Genomic DNA, 17,373 nt, shown 5'->3' with positions numbered 1-17,373 from the left:
GAGTGCTGTCACGTGGTTCCTGGAGAGCCAATTGACAGCACTCTTCGTCCGGCAAGGGACTCGTCGATCGGCCTCCTCGCCGATCGGCGGTCGATAACGTCGGCGGTATGACCATCCGAGACGATCTGCTGCAAGTCCTCGCGCGCCGCGCACTCACCGAAGACGGCGCCCGCCCCGAAGCCGTGCAGCGATTGCACGAGCGAGGTGGCCGGACGGCGCGTGAGCACATCGCGGCGGTGGTCGACCCGGGGTCGTTCGTCGAGTACGGACGATTCGTCACTGCGGCGCAGACCGATCGGCGGTCCGACGACGAACTCCTCGACCGCACCGTGGCCGACGGGATCGTCGGGGGAGTCGCCACCGTCGACGGGCGGTCGTGCGCGGTGCTCTCGTACGACTACCTCGTCATGGCCGGCACCCAGGGAATGCGCGGCCACGTCAAGAGCGACCGCCTGATCGACGTGATCGAGCGGCTGCGCCTGCCGACCCTCTTCTTCGCGGCGGGCGGAGGCGGGCGTCCCGGCGACACCGACATCCCGGTGGTCTCCGCCCTCGACTGCACCACCTTCGCCGCCTGGGCCCGGCTCTCCGGCCGGGTGCCGCGGATCGCCGTGGTCGACGACAACTGCTTCGCCGGGAACGCAGTGATCGCCGGCTGCGCCGATCTCATCGTCGCCTGCGACGGCAGCTCGCTGGGGATGGGCGGACCGGCGATGATCGCCGGCGGCGGACTCGGGGAGGTGGCCGCCGCGGACGTGGGACCGTTGGACGTGATGACCGCGAACGGGGTCGTAGACCTCGCTGTGGAGCGTGACGACGTCGACGCGGCCGCACGCGATCTGCTGTCCTACTTCCTCGGCCCGAATGAGGAATGGGCGGCGCCCGATCAGGCGCCGCTGCGCGACGCAGTGCCTGAACGCGAGCAGGTCTCCTACGATCCGGCGCCGATCGTCGAGACGCTGTGCGACGACGACACGGTGACCTGGCTGCGCCCGGACTTCGCGCCCGAGCTGTTCACGGCGCTCGGGCGCATCGAAGGCCGCACCGTCGGTCTCCTCGGGAACGACACGCGCCGGGTGGCCGGGGCGATCACCGCCGACGCCGGCGACAAGGCGGCTCGATTTCTGCAGCTGTGCGATTCGGCGGGCTTCCCGGTGATCTCCCTGGTCGACACGCCGGGCATGATGGTCGGCCCGGAGGCGGAGGCCTCCGGCATGGTGCGGCACGCGTCGCGGCTGCTGATCGCCGGCGCGCAGCTGTCGGTGCCACTCGTCGGGGTGGTGCTCCGTCGCGGGTACGGGCTCGGGGCGCAGGCCATGCTCGGCGGCAGCACCCGCGAGCCGCTGATGACGCTCGCCTGGCCCGGCGCGCACATGGGAGCGATGGGACTCGAAGGAGCGGTCCGTCTGTCCATGCGCGCCGAGCTCGCGAAGATCGCTGACGAGGACGAGCGCGAACGGACTGTCGCCGCACTCACCGCGGCGATGCGCGAGCACTCCGACGTGCTGAACGTGGCCCGGCATTTCGAGATCGACGACGTGATCGACCCGGCCCAGACGCGCGGGATCGTCGCCCGTCTGCTCGCGGCGGCCGCTGAGCGCGGACGTGCCGCCGGCAGCGGGCGGTCCGTCGACGCCTGGTGAAGGGCCCGCCGATAGGGTGGACGCCATGCGCGTGGTGACCTGGAACGTGAACTCGGTGAAGCAGCGGATCCCGCGGCTGCTGCCCTGGTTGGACGAGCGCGCACCGGACGTCGTCTGCCTCCAGGAGACCAAGGTGTCCGACGAGGCGTTCGCCGCCGAACTCGGTGACGAATTGTCGTCGCGCGGCTACGAGTTCGCGCACTTCGGGCAGGGACAGTGGAACGGCGTCGCCCTGCTCAGCAAGGTCGGACTCGACGACGTCCGCAACGCCTTCCCGGAGGCGCCCGGCTTTCCCGACCCGGCCGGCCCGCCCGAGGGCCGTGCGATCTCCGCAGTCTGCGGTGGCGTCCGCATCTGGTCGGTGTACGTGCCCAACGGGCGCGAGGTCGATTCCGATCACTACCGCTACAAGTTGGCCTGGCTGGAGAAGCTGCGCGCGGCGGTGGCGCCGGACGCCGCGGACACCCTGGTCTGCGGTGACTTCAACATCATCCCCGCCGACGCCGACGTCTTCGACCCCGCCGCATTGGCCGGGCACACCCATGTCACCGAGCCCGAGCGCGCCGAACTGAACGCCTTGCTCGGACTGGGCATGCACGACGTGGTGCGCGAGCGCTGGCCGGATGCCCGCGTCTACTCGTACTGGGACTACCGCGCCGGGATGTTCCACAAGGACCTCGGCATGCGCATCGACCTGATCGTCGCCGGGGAGCCGGTCGCCGGGCGGGCGCGGGCCGCGTGGGTCGACCGCCAGGCGCGCAAGGGCACCAAGCCGAGCGATCACGCGCCCGTCGTCGTCGACCTCGACGAGGCTCCGGACGGCGACTGCGGTCCGGTGGTGCCGCCGCCGTCGCGCCCGGCGAAGGTGGCGCCGGGGTCGGTGAAGCTGCCGCATTCGGTAGCGGACTGACCCGACGCGCCGGTCGTGCGGGCGTTTCGACGGGGCTCAACGGGCTGGTCGTGCTGGTCGAGCGGGCGTTTCGACGGGGCTCAACGGGCTGGTCGTGCTGGTCGTGCGGGCGTTTCGACGGGGCTCAACGGGCTGGCGGGTGGTCGTGCGGGCGTTTCGACGGGGCTCAACGGGCTGGCGGGTGGTCGTGCGGGCGTTTCGACGGGGCTCAACGGGCTGGGCGTGCTGGTCGAGCGGGCGTTTCGACGGGGCTCAACGGGCTGGCGGGGCGGGTTGGTCGTGCGGGCGTTTCGACGGGGCTCAACGGGCTCAACGGGCTGGGCTGAACACGCTGATCGAGCGGAGTCGAGATCTCGACTCCGCTCGATCAACGGTCGTGCACTCGATCAGCGGGTGCGTTGGACCCGCGAGTGCATCTACTTTGCGTGGTCGATCACGCCGCGGATGTTCTGGCCGCTGCGCAGATCCTCGTATCCCTGGTTCACCTGGTCGAGCGAGTACCGCTGGGTCACCAACTCGTCGAGCTTGAGCTCGCCGGCGTCGTACAGCCGGAGGAGCCGCACGATGTCGTACTGCGGGTTCATCGAGCCGAACAGCGTGCCCATGATGGTCTTCTGGTTCAGCGTCAGATCCGTGCCGGACACCTGAACGGTCAGCTCGCCGGGATTGGCGAGACCGGTGATGACCACGCGGCCGCCCTTGCCGATGATCGCCGTGGCGTTGCTGACCACCTCCTTGTCGACGGTGCCGACCAGGATCAGAGCGGCGTCGGCGCCCTGGCCCCAGGTCAGTTCGCTGACCTTCTCGGCGGCCTCTTCAGCGGTGGCGAACGCGTGGGTGGCACCCATCTTCATCGCGGCGTCCCGCTTCATCTCGACCGGATCGACCACGACGACGTACTTGCAGCCCGCCGACACCGCGCCCTGGACGGCATTGATGCCGAGGCCGCCGATGCCGTAGATCACGGCGGTGTCACCCGGCCGCAGGTTGCCGGCGTTGACCGCCGTGCCCCAGCCCGACGGGACGCCGCAGCCGACCAGCACCGCGGTCTCCAGCGGCAGCCAGTCGTCGACCTTGACCACCGAGTGCTGCGAGATGGTGGAGTACTCGGAGAACGTGCCCAGCATGCACATGGCGCCGAAGTCCTCGCCGTCCGGGCCGTGGAAGCGGAAGGTGCCGTCGGGCATGGAGCCCTCGAGGATGGTGGCACCCATGTCGCACAGGTTCTGGCGTCCGGTGGAACAGTAGCGACACGTGCCGCAGTTCGGGATGAAGCTGCACACCACATGATCGCCCGGCTTCACCTTGGTGACGCCCGGCCCCACCTCCTGGATGATGCCCGAGCCCTCGTGGCCGCCCACGATCGGGTAGCGCGGCGGCAGGTCTCCGTCGGTCAGGTGCAGGTCGGAGTGGCACAGGCCGGCCGAGGTGTACTTGATGAGCACCTCACCCGGTCCGGGCGGATCCAGCTCGAGCTCCATGATGGTGAACGGCTCGCCCGGTCCGAGCAGAACGGCTGCTTTGGTCTTCATTGTCTTCTCCTTTGAAGGGTGTTCGGGGATGGTGTCGATGCGATGAAAGGACGGTCAGAGGGCGATGTTGACCGACTTGACCTGGGTGTAGAGGTCGACGGCCGAGTCGCCGAGCTCGCGGCCCCAGCCGGACTGCTTGAAGCCGCCGAACGGGAGGGCGGTGTCGAAGCCGTTGTACTGGTTGACCCAGACCGAGCCGGCCTGCACGGCGGCCGCGGTGCGATGCGCCTTGGAGATGTCCTTGGTCCAGATCCCGGCGGCCAGGCCGTAGATGGAGTCGTTCGCGGCCCGGGCCACGTCCTCCTCGCCGTCGAACGGCAGTGCTGCGACGACCGGTCCGAAGATCTCCTCTTCGACGATCGAGTACGACGGCTCGACGTCGACGAAGACGGTCGGCTCGATGAAGTAGCCCTTGTCGCCCCAGCGCCCGCCTCCGGTCAGCGCGCGGGCGCCCGACGCCAGACCCTGCTGGATGTAGCCGTTGACGCGATCGAACTGCTCCTGCGAGACCAGCGGGCCCAACTCGGTGGTCGGGTCCAGGCCGGGGCCGATCTTGGCCTGCGCGGCGGCGTCTGCGACGGCCTGGGTGAAGTCGTCGAAGATCTCCCGCTGCACGAACATCCGGGTCCCGGCGACGCAGCACTGCCCGTGGTTGAACATCCACGCGGCGACCGAACCGGCCACCGCGGCCTCGAGGTCGGCGTCGGCGTACACGATGTTCGGGCTTTTGCCGCCCAGCTCCAGCGAGACCTTCTTGAGGTTGCCGGTGGCCGCCTGCACGATCTTCTTGCCGACCTCGGTGGACCCGGTGAAGGCCACCTTGTCGACGTCCATGTGCGCCGACAGCGCGGCACCGGCGTCGCCGAAGCCGGGCACGATGTTGACCACGCCGGGCGGGAAGCCCGCCTCCTCGAAGACCTCGCCGAGCAGCAGCGCCGACAGCGGGGTCTGCTCGGCCGGCTTGAGTACGACGGTGTTGCCCGCGGCGAGTGCCGGCGCCAGCTTCCACGTCGCCATCAGGATCGGGAAGTTCCACGGCACGATCTGCCCGCACACGCCGAGCGACTCCCGCCGCGTGTACGCGTGGAACTGGCCGTCGGGGGAGAACGGCATCGACGGGTTGATCGACGCGCCCTTGATCTTGGTCGCGAGGCCGGCGTTGTAGCGCCAGACATCGGCCGACCAGCCGACGTCGACGGCGGTGGCGATGGCCACGGACTTGCCGTTGTCGAGCGCCTCCAGCTGGCCGAAAATCTCCGCGCGTTCGGACAGGATGTCGCCGACTCGCCAGATCAGACGCTCGCGCTCGTTGGGCTTCATGCGCGACCACGGGCCCTCATAGGCGGCGCGGGCGGCGGCGACGGCGCGGTCGATGTCGGCGGCCTCGCCCTTCGCGACACGGGTGATGACCTCACCGGTGGCCGGGTCGCGGGTCTCGAAGGTCTCCCCGGACACGGCGTCGACCCACCTGCCGCCGATGAGCATCTTGCGGTCGGACGCGACGAAGTCGGCGACCGCGGGCAGCAGTCCCGGGATCAGGGTGGTGGTCATGTGAGCCTCTTCCCTCGCCTGGCGATGCGCAGGCAGTGCAATTCGATGGATGTGATCTACGGCACCGAAGTGACGCACGTCATTTGTCGCATGGATTGCGATCTCCGCCATGTTCGAAAACTGAACATGGTGCCCGCACACGGCCGACGTTTCGACAAGCTCAACGAGCGGGCGGGGTGTCGCCCGGTGAGCTCTCGTCGCTCGTTGAGCTTGTCGAAACGTCCTCGCTCGTTGAGCGGTCGCCGCTCGTTGAGCTTGTCGAAACGTCCTCGCTCGTTGAGCGGTCCCCGCTCGTTGAGCTTGTCGAAACGTCAGCCGGGCGGGCTCAGTGGATGCCGAGCGCGCGGATCCGGGCGTACAGGGTGGTTCGGCTGATCCCCAGGCTCTTGGCCGCGTGACTCTTGTTTCCGCCGGCTGCGTCGAGCGCCTCGACGATGGCGAGGCGCTCGGCCTGCTCCAGCCCGAGCAGTCGGGTGACCCGCGAAGTACTCCGGTAGTCCTCGGGCAGATCGTCGACGCCCACGGTGCGGACGCCGCGTGCGAGTGCGTGGTCGGCGGCGTCGTTCAAGACCATCGCGAACTCGCCGAGATTGCCCGGCCACTCCTGCGAGGCGAGCGCGTCGGCGGCGTCGGCGCTCAGGGTGAGTCGATCGTCGCGGGCGTGCAGCAGTTCCTGGCCGAGTGCGGCGAGTTCGGTCGGGCGCTGCCGCAACGGCGGCAACGTGGTGCGTCTGCGGCATCGTGCGACCAGCGCCGAGACGTCCGGCGGCAGCGAATCGGGCGGCCCGGTCACCACCACCAGCGCGGGGTCTGCCGAATCGCGCGCGGCGACCGCCGCCTGGAGGAGCCGGAGCGAGCGTTCGTCGAGCAGGTCGGCGCCGTCGATCACGACGCCGCGTCCCTGCGCCCGCGCGGTGCGCAGCGTCGCGGCGAGATCGATCGGCGCCCCGTCGAGCAGTGCGGACGCGACGTCGACGACGATCGCCTCGTCTCGCGGGACCACGCCGTGGGCGCGGGTGGTGCGGCCGGTGCCGGGTTCGCCGCAGATCGCGACCGTCGGTGCAGGGCGCGGTGCCGGGGTGAGGGCCGTCGTGGCCAACGGGTCGATCCGCGGGCGCAGCCGGAACACCGCGGCATGCCGGATCCCGGGTATCTGGTCGGCCTCGATGGCCGCGACCACCCCGGACACGAGCGTCACCGTCGGTGGGATGTCACGTTGCTCCACGAGTAGCCGCAACGTGCCGAAATCGGCGGGGGCCAGGAGCTGCGCGGCCAGCGAATTGGTGAGTTGCAGGTCGTCGCCGATGGCGGCGACGGCGACCCCGCGCCGTTCGGCCAACTGCTCGAAGTGTGCGATCACCTGCCGGTGGTCCGAATGCGATCGGGTCAGAAGTCGTTCGGCGATGTCGGACACGATGCCGCGGACGAGGGGGACTGAGAGCGGATTCAGGCGCGGTGCCGACTGCGTCATGCACAGGACTCCGGCTACCCGGCGCGTCGACGGATGCAGGATGGGCTGGCCGAAGCAGCTCAGCGCGCGGAACTGTTCCAGGTAGTGCTCGTCGCCGTTGATCACCAGGTCGCCGCGGACCTCTGCTGTGGTACCCAGCGCGGTGGTGCCCATCGCGGACTCGGTGAACGCAGCGCCGGCGACCGCGCCGGCATCGGCCAGGCGGCGCTCCAGGGCGCCGTCGGCGGACACCCGAGCCACCAGCCGGCTGTGCTGGTCCACCAGTAGCAGTGCGGTCGCCGTGCCGTGCAAGGTGTCCACGGCGCGGTTGAGCACCGGGCGCGCGGCGTCGAGCAGGGGATCGGCGGAGGAGACGTCCGAGAGAGCCGGATTGGGGCGGTGATCGGGGGTCAGGCCGGCCTCGCGCACCCGCTGCCACGAAGCGGCGATCACCGGGCGTTGAGGGAGCGACGTGGGCACGTTTCCACTGTGGCACGGATTACCTGCGATGCGCGAGCGCCTGCTGAAAAGTGCACGACCTCGCGCGAGGCGGCTGGGCCGGGAATGGAACAAGCCCACCGGCCGAGTCGGGGGAGAAGCGGCCGGTGGGCTTGCAGAACACTTCGAAGCGCGCGAGCGGGCAGCGCTGCGAAGTGCGGTCTTCGTGTCGTTGGTCCCGGGGGCCGGTCCCACGCACAACCCATGATGGCACTCTGTGAAACCGGCTGAGTGTTCAGGTTCTGGACAGTCTCTTGGACACTTCGGGTCCGGGTGCATCGGGTCCCGATGGTTCGAGGGTGTCCTCGAGGAATCGGGGACGGCACAGCAGCCAGCCGCCGAGAACCATGAGCAGGGCCGCTGCGGTCAGCATGCCGAACGACGCTCCCCATCCGCCCGTGGCGTCGTGCAGGATGCCGAACAGCAGCGGACCCGCACAGGCGATCAGATAGCCGAGGCCCTGACCGAAGCCGGACAGCGAGGACGAGCCGGCGCTGGTCCGGGTGCGCACGTTGATCAGCGTCAGCGACATCGGGAAGACGCTGGCGCCGAGCCCAGTCAGGACTGCCCACAGCATCGTGTAGGTCAGCGGTGCCCAGTAGAACCCCGCGAGTCCGGCGAGCATGCAGATGCCGAAGAAGGCGACGAACCCGAACGGATCGGTGAACCGGATGCACAGCCACGGCGCGATGAAGGTGGCCAGGAAACCGACGCCGGAGAACGCGGCGACCGTCAGTCCGCCGAGCATTTCACTGCCGCCGGCATCGGCCAGCACCGTCGGCGTCCACGCGAACACCGCGTAGGTCACCAGCGAGGTCATGCCGAATTGCAGCACCAGGCCCCAGCCGATGGGCGAGCGCCAGACCGGTAGGCGCGGCGGCGAGGTCTGAGCGGCGCCGTCGTCGGTGCGACGAGCCCGCACGACGACACCTATCCAGGGCAGCAGGGCCGCAAGCGGGATCAACGCCCAGACCGCGAGCGCGGCCCGCCACCCCGCGGCGTCGGCGGCGGAGACCGCAATCGCCGCTGGAACTGTCGTGCCGAACTGGACGCACAGGATGTAGAGCGTGCTGATCGACGCGATCCGGGCGGGGAAGTAGCGCTTGACCAGCGGCGGGATCAGGACGTTGCCCAGCCCCATGCCGAACAGCGCCAGGGCCGACCAGGCCAGCAGCACGGCGGCGTCGTCGGACAGGCCGCGCACGCCGGTCCCCGCCGCGGTCAGCACCACCGCGCCCACCGTGGTCTTCTCCAGCCCGAATCGGCGGCCCAGGGCCGGTCCGATCAGTCCGGCGATGCCGAAGAAGAGGGTCGGCAGCATCATCAGCACGCCCGCCGTCGTGTGCCCGAAGCCGAGGTCGTCGCTGATCCTCCCGAGCAACGGCGACAGCGAGGTGACAGCCGCCCGCAGCGAGAGCGAGAACAGGACGATCGCGAGCAGCACGAGCCACGCACCGCCGTTCCGAAACGGGATCGACGGGGTGCGGAACGCGGCGGCGGGCGATCGGGTCACGGCTGCCATGGTGGCAGGCCCACGGGCGGCGGAGCCAACCGTTTTTCCCGCTCGTCAACGGTTTTGACCTCACCAAATCCGGCCGGTAGAGTTTAACGCTGGCGTCCAGCCAGTCTGGATGCTGCCCGCACGTCGCCTGGAACCTCCGGGTAGGCGGCGGGGAATCGTGAAAGAGCCTACCTCGTGCGACACGCCCGACTGCGGGTGCACGATCTTTCACTGACCAGGATGAACGTCCTGGTGGGGCGAGTTGCGGAAGTCGCACGGTTTCGTGATGCGACGCCGGCGACCTGCCCGGAGCACAAACCGCAGCAGTTGTAGAAGACCGGCACGTCGCCGGTCACGAGGAGAAAGAACTCAGTGCCGACTATCAATCAGCTGGTCCGCAAGGGCCGCAAAGACAAGGTCTCCGTCAAGAAGACGGCGGCCCTCAAGGGCAGCCCCCAGCGTCGTGGCGTGTGCACCCGCGTGTACACCACGACCCCGAAGAAGCCGAACTCCGCGCTGCGTAAGGTCGCCCGTGTGCGCCTGACCAGCGGCGTCGAGGTCACCGCCTACATCCCGGGCGAGGGTCACAACCTGCAGGAGCACTCGATGGTGCTCGTGCGCGGCGGTCGTGTGAAGGACCTCCCCGGTGTCCGTTACCGCATCATCCGCGGCTCGCTCGACACCCAGGGTGTCAAGGACCGCAAGCAGGCTCGCAGCCGTTACGGCGCCAAGAAGGGAAGCTGATCTCCGATGCCACGTAAAGGACCCGCTCCCAAGCGCCCGCTCGTCAACGATCCGGTCTACGGCTCGACTCTGGTCACCCAGCTGGTGAACAAGATTCTGCTGGACGGCAAGAAGTCGACCGCCGAGCGCATCGTGTACGAGGCCCTGGAGGCCACCCGTGAGAAGACCGGCACCGATCCGGTCATCACCCTCAAGCGTGCGCTGGACAACGTCAAGCCCACCCTCGAGGTCAAGAGCCGCCGCGTCGGCGGTGCCACCTACCAGGTGCCGATCGAGGTCAAGCCGGGCCGCGCAAACACGCTGGCTCTCCGCTGGCTGGTGACCTTCAGCCGCCAGCGTCGCGAGAAGACCATGGTCGAGCGTCTCGCCAATGAGCTCCTGGACGCCTCGAACGGCCTGGGCGCGTCGGTGAAGCGTCGCGAAGACACCCACAAGATGGCCGAGGCCAACCGCGCCTTCGCCCACTACCGCTGGTGATCGAACCCTGCGAAAGGCCGGCCGGCTGGCTAGCCTTTCGCAGGGCCGCCGGCCGCCGTCGTCCCGGCACAGCCGGGGCGGCAACCCACAGACTTAACGATCTCCCGAAGGGAACCCCGTGGCACAGGAAGTGCTGAACGACCTCACCAAGGTCCGCAACATCGGCATCATGGCGCACATCGATGCCGGTAAGACCACCACCACCGAGCGCATCCTCTACTACACGGGTGTCAACTACAAGATCGGTGAGACCCACGACGGTGCCTCGACCACCGACTGGATGGAGCAGGAGAAGGAGCGTGGTATCACCATCACCTCCGCCGCCGTGACCTGCTTCTGGAACAACAACCAGATCAACGTCATCGACACCCCCGGCCACGTCGACTTCACCGTCGAGGTGGAGCGCGCGCTCCGCGTCCTCGACGGCGCCGTCGCGGTGTTCGACGGCAAAGAAGGCGTCGAGCCCCAGTCCGAGCAGGTCTGGCGCCAGGCCACCAAGTACGACGTCCCCCGCATCTGCTTCGTCAACAAGATGGACAAGATGGGCGCGGACTTCTACTTCACCGTGCAGACGATCATCGATCGCCTGGGCGCCAAGCCGCTGGTGCTGCAGCTCCCGATCGGTGCCGAGGATGCCTTCGACGGCGTCGTCGACCTGATCGAGATGAAGGCCATCACGTGGCGCGGCACCGTCGCGATCGGCTCCGAGCCGACCATCGAGGAGATCCCGGCCGATCTTCAGGACAAGGCCGCCGAGTACCGCGAGAAGCTGCTCGAGACCGTCGCCGAGTCCGACGAGGCGCTGATGGAGAAGTACTTCTCCGGCGACGAGCTCACGATCGACGAGATCAAGGGCGCCATCCGCCGGATGACGATCAACTCCGAGATCTACCCGGTGCTGTGCGGCTCGGCGTTCAAGAACAAGGGCGTGCAGCCCATGCTCGACGCCGTCGTCGACTTCCTGCCGAACCCGCTGGACATCGGTGAGATCGAGGGCCACGTCCCGGGCAACGAGGAAGAGGTCATCACCCGCAAGCCGGACAGCGCGGAGCCGTTCTCGGCCCTGGCGTTCAAGATCGCGGCGCACCCGTTCTTCGGCAAGCTGACCTTCGTCCGCGTCTACTCGGGCAAGGTCGATCCGGGCACCCAGGTCCTCAACGCGACCAAGGGCAAGAAGGAGCGCATCGGCAAGCTCTTCCAGATGCATGCCAACAAGGAGAACCCGGTCGAGGACGCGGTGGCCGGCCACATCTACGCGATGATCGGCCTCAAGGACACCACCACCGGCGACACCCTCTGCGATCCGGCCAACCCGATCGTCCTGGAGTCCATGACCTTCCCGGATCCGGTCATCAACGTCTCGATCGAGCCGAAGACCAAGTCCGACCAGGAGAAGCTGGGCACCGCGATCCAGAAGCTGGCCGAAGAGGATCCGACCTTCTCGGTGCAGCTCGACGACGAGACCGGCCAGACCGTCATCGGCGGCATGGGCGAGCTCCACCTCGACATCCTGGTCGATCGCATGAAGCGTGAGTTCAAGGTCGAGGCCAACGTCGGCAAGCCGCAGGTGGCCTACCGCGAGACCATCCGCAAGACCGTCGAGAAGCACGAGTACACCCACAAGAAGCAGACGGGTGGCTCGGGGCAGTTCGCGAAGGTCATCATCAAGCTCGAGCCGCTGGTCGACGCCGAGGACGGCGCGACCTACGAGTTCGATAATGCCGTCACCGGCGGTCGTGTCCCGCGCGAGTACATCCCTTCGGTGGATGCCGGTGCGCAGGACGCGATGCAGTACGGCGTCCTGGCCGGCTACCCGCTGGTCAACCTGAAGGTCACCCTCCTCGACGGTCAGTACCACGACGTCGACTCTTCGGAGATGGCCTTCAAGATCGCCGGTTCGCAGGCTCTCAAAGAGGCTGCGCGCCAGGCTCAGCCCGTCATTCTGGAGCCGATCATGGCCGTCGAGGTCACGACTCCCGAGGACTACATGGGCGATGTCATCGGCGACCTGAACTCCCGCCGTGGCCAGATTCAGGCCATGGAGGAGCGCAGCGGTGCCCGCGTCGTGAAGGCTGCGGTTCCGCTGTCGGAGATGTTCGGCTACATCGGAGACCTTCGGTCGAAGACTCAGGGCCGGGCTAACTACTCCATGGTTTTCGATTCGTACGCTGAGGTTCCGGCGAACGTGTCGAAGGAGATCATCGCGAAGGCGACGGGCGAGTAGTTCGGCCCTCCCCGCTGACGCGGCCCGCGCTGCGGCGCAATAAACTGTAAATCCACCTCTGCCGGGAACGCCCCGGCAGACCCGAGTCCAGGAGGACACAAGTGGGCAAGGCGAAGTTCGAGCGGACCAAGCCGCACGTGAACATCGGCACCATCGGTCACGTCGACCACGGCAAGACCACCACCACGGCTGCCATCACCAAGGTGCTGGCCGACCAGTACCCGGATCTGAACGAGAGCTTCGCTTTCGACCAGATCGACAAGGCGCCGGAGGAGAAGGCTCGTGGTATCACGATCAACATCTCCCACGTCGAGTACCAGACCGAGAAGCGTCACTACGCTCACGTCGATGCTCCGGGTCACGCCGACTACATCAAGAACATGATCACCGGTGCCGCTCAGATGGACGGTGCGATCCTGGTCGTGGCCGCCACCGACGGCCCGATGCCGCAGACCCGTGAGCACGTGCTGCTCGCTCGCCAGGTCGGCGTGCCCTACATCCTGGTCGCCCTCAACAAGGCCGACATGGTCGACGACGAGGAGATCATGGAGCTCGTCGAGATGGAGGTCCGCGAACTGCTGGCCGCCCAGGAGTTCGACGAGGACGCCCCGGTCATCCCGATCTCGGCGCTGAAGGCGCTCGAGGGCGACGAGAAGTGGGTCAAGTCGATCCAGGACCTGATGGCTGCCGTCGACGAGTCGGTGCCGGACCCCGTCCGCGAGACCGACAAGCCGTTCCTGATGCCCGTCGAGGACGTCTTCACCATCACCGGCCGCGGCACCGTCGTGACCGGCCGTGTGGAGCGCGGCGAGATCAACGTGAACGCCGAGGTCGAGATCGTCGGTATCCGCGAGAAGAGCACCAAGACCACCGTCACCGGTATCGAGATGTTCCACAAGCTGCTCGACTCGGCCCAGGCCGGCGACAACGCCGGTCTGCTGCTGCGCGGCCTCAAGCGTGAGGACGTGGAGCGCGGCCAGGTCATCGTCGAGCCGGGTACCACCACCCCGCACACCGAGTTCGAGGGCCAGGCGTACATCCTGTCGAAGGACGAGGGCGGCCGCCACACCCCGTTCTTCAACAACTACCGTCCGCAGTTCTACTTCCGCACCACGGACGTGACCGGCGTCGTGACCCTCCCCGAGGGCACCGAGATGGTCATGCCGGGCGACAACACCGAGATGAGCGTCAAGCTGATCCAGCCGGTCGCCATGGACGAGGGCCTGCGCTTCGCCATCCGCGAGGGTGGCCGCACCGTCGGTGCCGGCCGCGTCACGAAGATCATCAAGTGATCGTTTCCCGCCGGACTCTGATGAGCGAGACCTCTGAGGCGTCCGGCGGGAGATCACGGATCATCAAGTGATGACTGCCCGGCAGGCGCACTAGCGGAAGGCACTTCTGCGGTGCCTGCCGGGTCATCACGGATCATCAAGTGATCGTTTCCCGCCGGACTCTGATGAGCGAGACCTCTGAGGCGTCCGGCGGGAGATCACGGATCATCAAGTGACCCTGCGTCGCTGATCTTCTGACCTCGGATCGACACGCTCCCTGAGCTCGTCGAAGGGTCGACAGAACGCCCGCCTCACTTCGGTGAGGCGGGCGTTCTGCATCCGCTGTCTACGACAAGAATTCGCTGAATCAAGGAATCCCGACGGCATCGCGGCTCGCGCGGGTGTCGTGCGTGCGGTGTCGCACCCGATGGCTACGCTCACGGCGTGTCTACATTGCGAGTGTCATTCAGCGGTCGGCTCCAGCAAGTTCTCGTCGCCGTGGTGTCCGGACTGCTGGTGACGACGGTGATCGCCGGGTGCGGTTCCAGCGGAACCACGTCGACGGTCGATGCGAGCCCGACGACGCAGTCGCCGACGGCGCCCGACCGACCACCGGTGGTGGTGAACGGCGGCTCGGCTGCCATGCAGGCGTGGGCCGCAGACGTGTCCGCAGGTGAGGTCGGCAGGCTGACCGAGAAGTGCGGGAAGTACCCGGTGAGTTACCTCGTCGACCGGTACGTCGATGCCGATCGGACGATGCTGAACGAGGTGCTTGCCGCCACCCCGAGTCCAGGGCAGGTCGGCACCACATGGAAGAACGGCGCCGGCGAGGTGATCGACAATGGCAGTATCGACGCGGTGTACGCCTGCCCGCAGGTGACACTGGCGGGGCAGGAGCAGTTCCCGACCGATCTCGTCGCACATGCCGCCAAGCGCTACCTCCTGCTCGAGCAGGGGAGGCCGATGGGTCCGGACGTGGCGGCGAGCGGGTCGAGTGAAACGCTCAAGTGCGGGCCGACGCCGCCGCGCGGACCATTCGACGATCCCGCGGCGGCCGATCCCGACGCGCTGGAGGTCGGTGCGCCGCAGGACCGGACATACGGCGACCAGTGGCCGGTCAAGGCCGGCGCACGAGTGGTGTACGTGGATAGTCGACTGACTCAGCTGTGCATCCGGGCCGTGACGACCGGCGGCGAGCCCTACGCCGAGCCGGGAGAGAACTGTGGAACGCACACCTATGAGGCGACCGGGACCCAGGCCGGGATCTTCGTCGTCGACGGCGAAATGACCTGCGGCGACGCGGTGGCTGTGGTGAACCGCTATTTCTCCGATCCCGGTCTGGACCGGCAGGGCAACACCATGTCGGCCGCGTTCGACGGGTGGACGTGCGCGAGTCCGACGGCCGTGGCGGCACGCGAGGCGGGCTATTCGACTCGATGCGCAAACGACGCGGAGGGGATCACGATTCAGCTGGTTCCGCAGAGCTGACGCGCCGGGGTGTCGTCGACCGGAGGGCACCTCGTCGTCCGGACGAGCGTAACTGCCAGGACTGACGGTTTCATCGACCGTGGATGCCGCGCGCCGCGAGGTGCTTGCGGAGGACGGGAATCATCGTCCCGGCACGGAGCTCGTCCCAGACGGTCCGGACGACGTCGAGGCCCAACTCACGGAGTTTGTCTTCCCGGAGCTTTTCGGCGATCACGATCTCCGAGGGATGCTGTCCCGGCCGGAGGTAGGCGTCGCTGTATTTGATCTTGCCGTCGAACTCCAGGATCACTGTGCCGTCGAAGTCGTGGTCGGCGTACGCGACGGAGCCGTCGGAGAGGTCGTACCGCTTCTGTAGGACGGGGACCGGCAGCCGGGCTTCGATGATCTGCGCGCGGCACCAAGATTCACCGGGGTTCGCTGCGCCCGCATCTGCGTAGCGGAGTGCGTGACGGGCTTGCACGACGCCTTTGCGCGGGGCCTTGAGTCGCTCCGTCAGATCAGCGAGGTCCACCCCCTTCTTCAGTGCGGAGTCGAAGACAGCCAGAGCGCCGGCAAAGCTCGACGACAACGCGACGTCGACCGCGGTTCTGGCCAGGCAGGTGATCGGTACTCCGTTGACCGTCTGCACGTCGGGATCGGGCACCGGACCGGTGTGAAACACGGAGATCCGATTCTTCACCGAACCTCCAGAAGTTCCGTTGAGGGTGAAATGAACACGCTCGAGGTCGGGGGAGAGCGTGTCCAGCCCCAGTACGGTGGCGGCGGAATGGTGACTGAGCAGCCGATCGCTCTCACCACGGGTGGCCGCGGCGAAGCATCGATACCGGTAGACGGCGACCTTGCGTTGGTACCGGGAGAGACCGTCGAGCACGGTTCCGTCGATGTAGACGCCGCGGTCCACCCGGCAGAGCGTGCCCTCGACGACCGCGATATCGATCTCGCGGCTGGTCGCACCGTCGGTCATCGCGGCGCCGCGGCGGAGCAGCCCGTTCCTGTCGAGGTTCCACATGCCCTTTTGACGCTCCGGGGTCGTGCTCGGTTCCGCGCCGCGCATTCCGGGCGTGTCGCGCGGGGGCGCCGTCGCGACAGGTCGGTACTGTCGCGGCACTTCGACGAGCCTTCGAGACACGCTGTCACCATCGCGACGCCGGCGACTGTCTCGGTGGTGACGACGTGTCGCGGTAGCGAGAGGGCTGTCTCGGTGGTGGCGACGTGTCGCGGTGGCACCGGCAGTGCGAGACACCTGGCGCGGCAGGAGGCGCACTACAGTGAGCGACGTGAAGGTGATCAGACGCACGACCGACCAGCCCGACTTGGCCGTCATGACCAGCAACGTCGTGCGTACGTCGAACGTGCCGCCGGTGCTGCTGGTGCACGGGATGGGCGGCGACCACTCGTCCTGGCGCGACGTCGCCCGCCGACTCGGGCGCAGCGGCCGCTCGGTGATCGCCGTCGACCTGCGCGGCCACGGCCGCAGCCAGCACGCTGAGCGGTACGCCCTCGACGACTTCGCCGATGACCTCGTCGCCGTGCTCGACGAGCTCGCGGTGCCCCGGGCGGACGTGGTCGCGCACTCGCTGGGAGCGCATTCGGCCCTTCGTCTGGCGATGGCGCATCCCGCGCGGGTCCGTCGTCTGGTGCTGGAGGAACCGCCGCCCATGCCGCAGCACGACGACGACCTCGCTGAGAAGATCGTGCCGACCTTCACCGGGCTCGGCGACCGCTTCCGGGGTGTCCGGGCGCTGGTCGCCAATCCTATGCCGTTCCTCCGATTCGATCGGGCAGTGCCTGACGAGGTGGCCGCACAGTTCGAACGGACCGACCCGCAATGGTGGACCGGGTTGGCGCGCACGGAGGCGCCGTCGGTCGTGGTCTCCGGCGGAGAACGCAGCTTTCTGCCGCCGCGGCATCTGCGCCGGGTCGCCGAGTCGATGCCCCGCGCCGAGTTCGTGACCATCGACTCGAGCCACAGCGTGCATCGCGACCGCCCGCGCGAGTTCTGCGAGGTGGTGGACCGGCACCTGGCGCGGTGAGTCCGGACGTCGATCGGCGGGTGCACGCGCCGGGTGCGCGGTAGGTTCGCA

At 68.1% G+C, this 17,373-nt stretch carries 13 protein-coding genes; 8 read left to right on the top strand and 5 right to left on the bottom strand.

The genetic code is table 11. From position 1 onward, the window contains the following. The first annotated feature begins 107 nt into the window (after positions 1-107). Positions 108-1,643, top strand: a complete 1,536-nt coding sequence (locus C6V83_RS16370; protein ID WP_105943296.1) for an acyl-CoA carboxylase subunit beta — start codon at positions 108-110, stop codon at positions 1,641-1,643. 25 nt (positions 1,644-1,668) lie between these two features. Beyond that, complete coding sequence (locus C6V83_RS16365) at positions 1,669-2,553, top strand: exodeoxyribonuclease III (protein ID WP_105944027.1); 885 nt, start codon at positions 1,669-1,671, stop codon at positions 2,551-2,553. A 416-nt stretch (positions 2,554-2,969) separates the two neighbouring features. Here C6V83_RS16365 and C6V83_RS16360 read toward each other — a convergent pair whose 3' ends face one another. The 4 genes from C6V83_RS16360 to C6V83_RS16340 form a co-directional block, all read right to left on the bottom strand. Beyond that, positions 2,970-4,085, bottom strand: a complete 1,116-nt coding sequence (locus C6V83_RS16360) for an NDMA-dependent alcohol dehydrogenase (protein ID WP_105943295.1) — start codon at positions 4,083-4,085, stop codon at positions 2,970-2,972. 54 nt (positions 4,086-4,139) lie between these two features. Continuing rightward, positions 4,140-5,636 (bottom strand): aldehyde dehydrogenase family protein, encoded by a 1,497-nt coding sequence (locus tag C6V83_RS16355; RefSeq protein WP_105943294.1) that lies wholly within the window; start codon positions 5,634-5,636, stop codon positions 4,140-4,142. 325 nt (positions 5,637-5,961) lie between these two features. Further along, positions 5,962-7,566, bottom strand: a complete 1,605-nt coding sequence (locus tag C6V83_RS16345; protein ID WP_199832541.1) for a helix-turn-helix domain-containing protein — start codon at positions 7,564-7,566, stop codon at positions 5,962-5,964. Positions 7,567-7,819: 253 nt separating this feature from the next. Beyond that, the gene (locus C6V83_RS16340) at positions 7,820-9,106 is read right to left on the bottom strand and encodes an MFS transporter (RefSeq protein ID WP_105943291.1); all 1,287 of its coding nucleotides are present in this window, start codon (positions 9,104-9,106) and stop codon (positions 7,820-7,822) included. A 351-nt stretch (positions 9,107-9,457) separates the two neighbouring features. Here C6V83_RS16340 and rpsL point away from each other — a divergent pair, with 351 nt between their 5' ends. The 5 genes from rpsL (at position 9,458) to C6V83_RS16315 (ending at position 15,289) form a co-directional block, all read left to right on the top strand. Next, positions 9,458-9,829 (top strand): 30S ribosomal protein S12, encoded by a 372-nt coding sequence (gene rpsL, locus C6V83_RS16335; RefSeq protein ID WP_105943290.1) that lies wholly within the window; start codon positions 9,458-9,460, stop codon positions 9,827-9,829. 6 nt (positions 9,830-9,835) lie between these two features. Beyond that, on the top strand, positions 9,836-10,306 hold the full coding sequence (gene rpsG, locus C6V83_RS16330; RefSeq protein ID WP_105943289.1) for a 30S ribosomal protein S7: 471 nt from the start codon (positions 9,836-9,838) through the stop codon (positions 10,304-10,306). A 118-nt stretch (positions 10,307-10,424) separates the two neighbouring features. Next, positions 10,425-12,530, top strand: a complete 2,106-nt coding sequence (gene fusA, locus C6V83_RS16325) for an elongation factor G (protein WP_105943288.1) — start codon at positions 10,425-10,427, stop codon at positions 12,528-12,530. 101 nt (positions 12,531-12,631) lie between these two features. After that, positions 12,632-13,822, top strand: a complete 1,191-nt coding sequence (tuf, locus tag C6V83_RS16320; protein WP_105943287.1) for an elongation factor Tu — start codon at positions 12,632-12,634, stop codon at positions 13,820-13,822. Between the two features lie 423 nt (positions 13,823-14,245). After that, a complete protein-coding gene (locus C6V83_RS16315; protein WP_159067547.1) occupies positions 14,246-15,289 on the top strand; it encodes a hypothetical protein in 1,044 nt (347 codons plus the stop codon). 70 nt (positions 15,290-15,359) lie between these two features. On the opposite strand, the gene C6V83_RS16310 is transcribed toward C6V83_RS16315, so the two are convergent. Then, entirely contained in the window at positions 15,360-16,298 is a 939-nt protein-coding gene (locus C6V83_RS16310) for a hypothetical protein (RefSeq protein WP_105943285.1), read from the bottom strand. Positions 16,299-16,566: 268 nt separating this feature from the next. Here C6V83_RS16310 and C6V83_RS16305 point away from each other — a divergent pair, with 268 nt between their 5' ends. Continuing rightward, positions 16,567-17,322, top strand: coding sequence for an alpha/beta fold hydrolase (locus C6V83_RS16305; protein WP_407646190.1), 756 nt, complete (start codon positions 16,567-16,569; stop codon positions 17,320-17,322). Positions 17,323-17,373: the final 51 nt, after the last annotated feature.

The sequence above is a fragment of the Gordonia iterans genome, from assembly GCF_002993285.1.
GTDB lineage: Bacteria > Actinomycetota > Actinomycetes > Mycobacteriales > Mycobacteriaceae > Gordonia > Gordonia iterans.
Note: the sequence above shows the minus strand (reverse complement) of the source record. Positions and strands in the feature narration are given on the sequence as shown.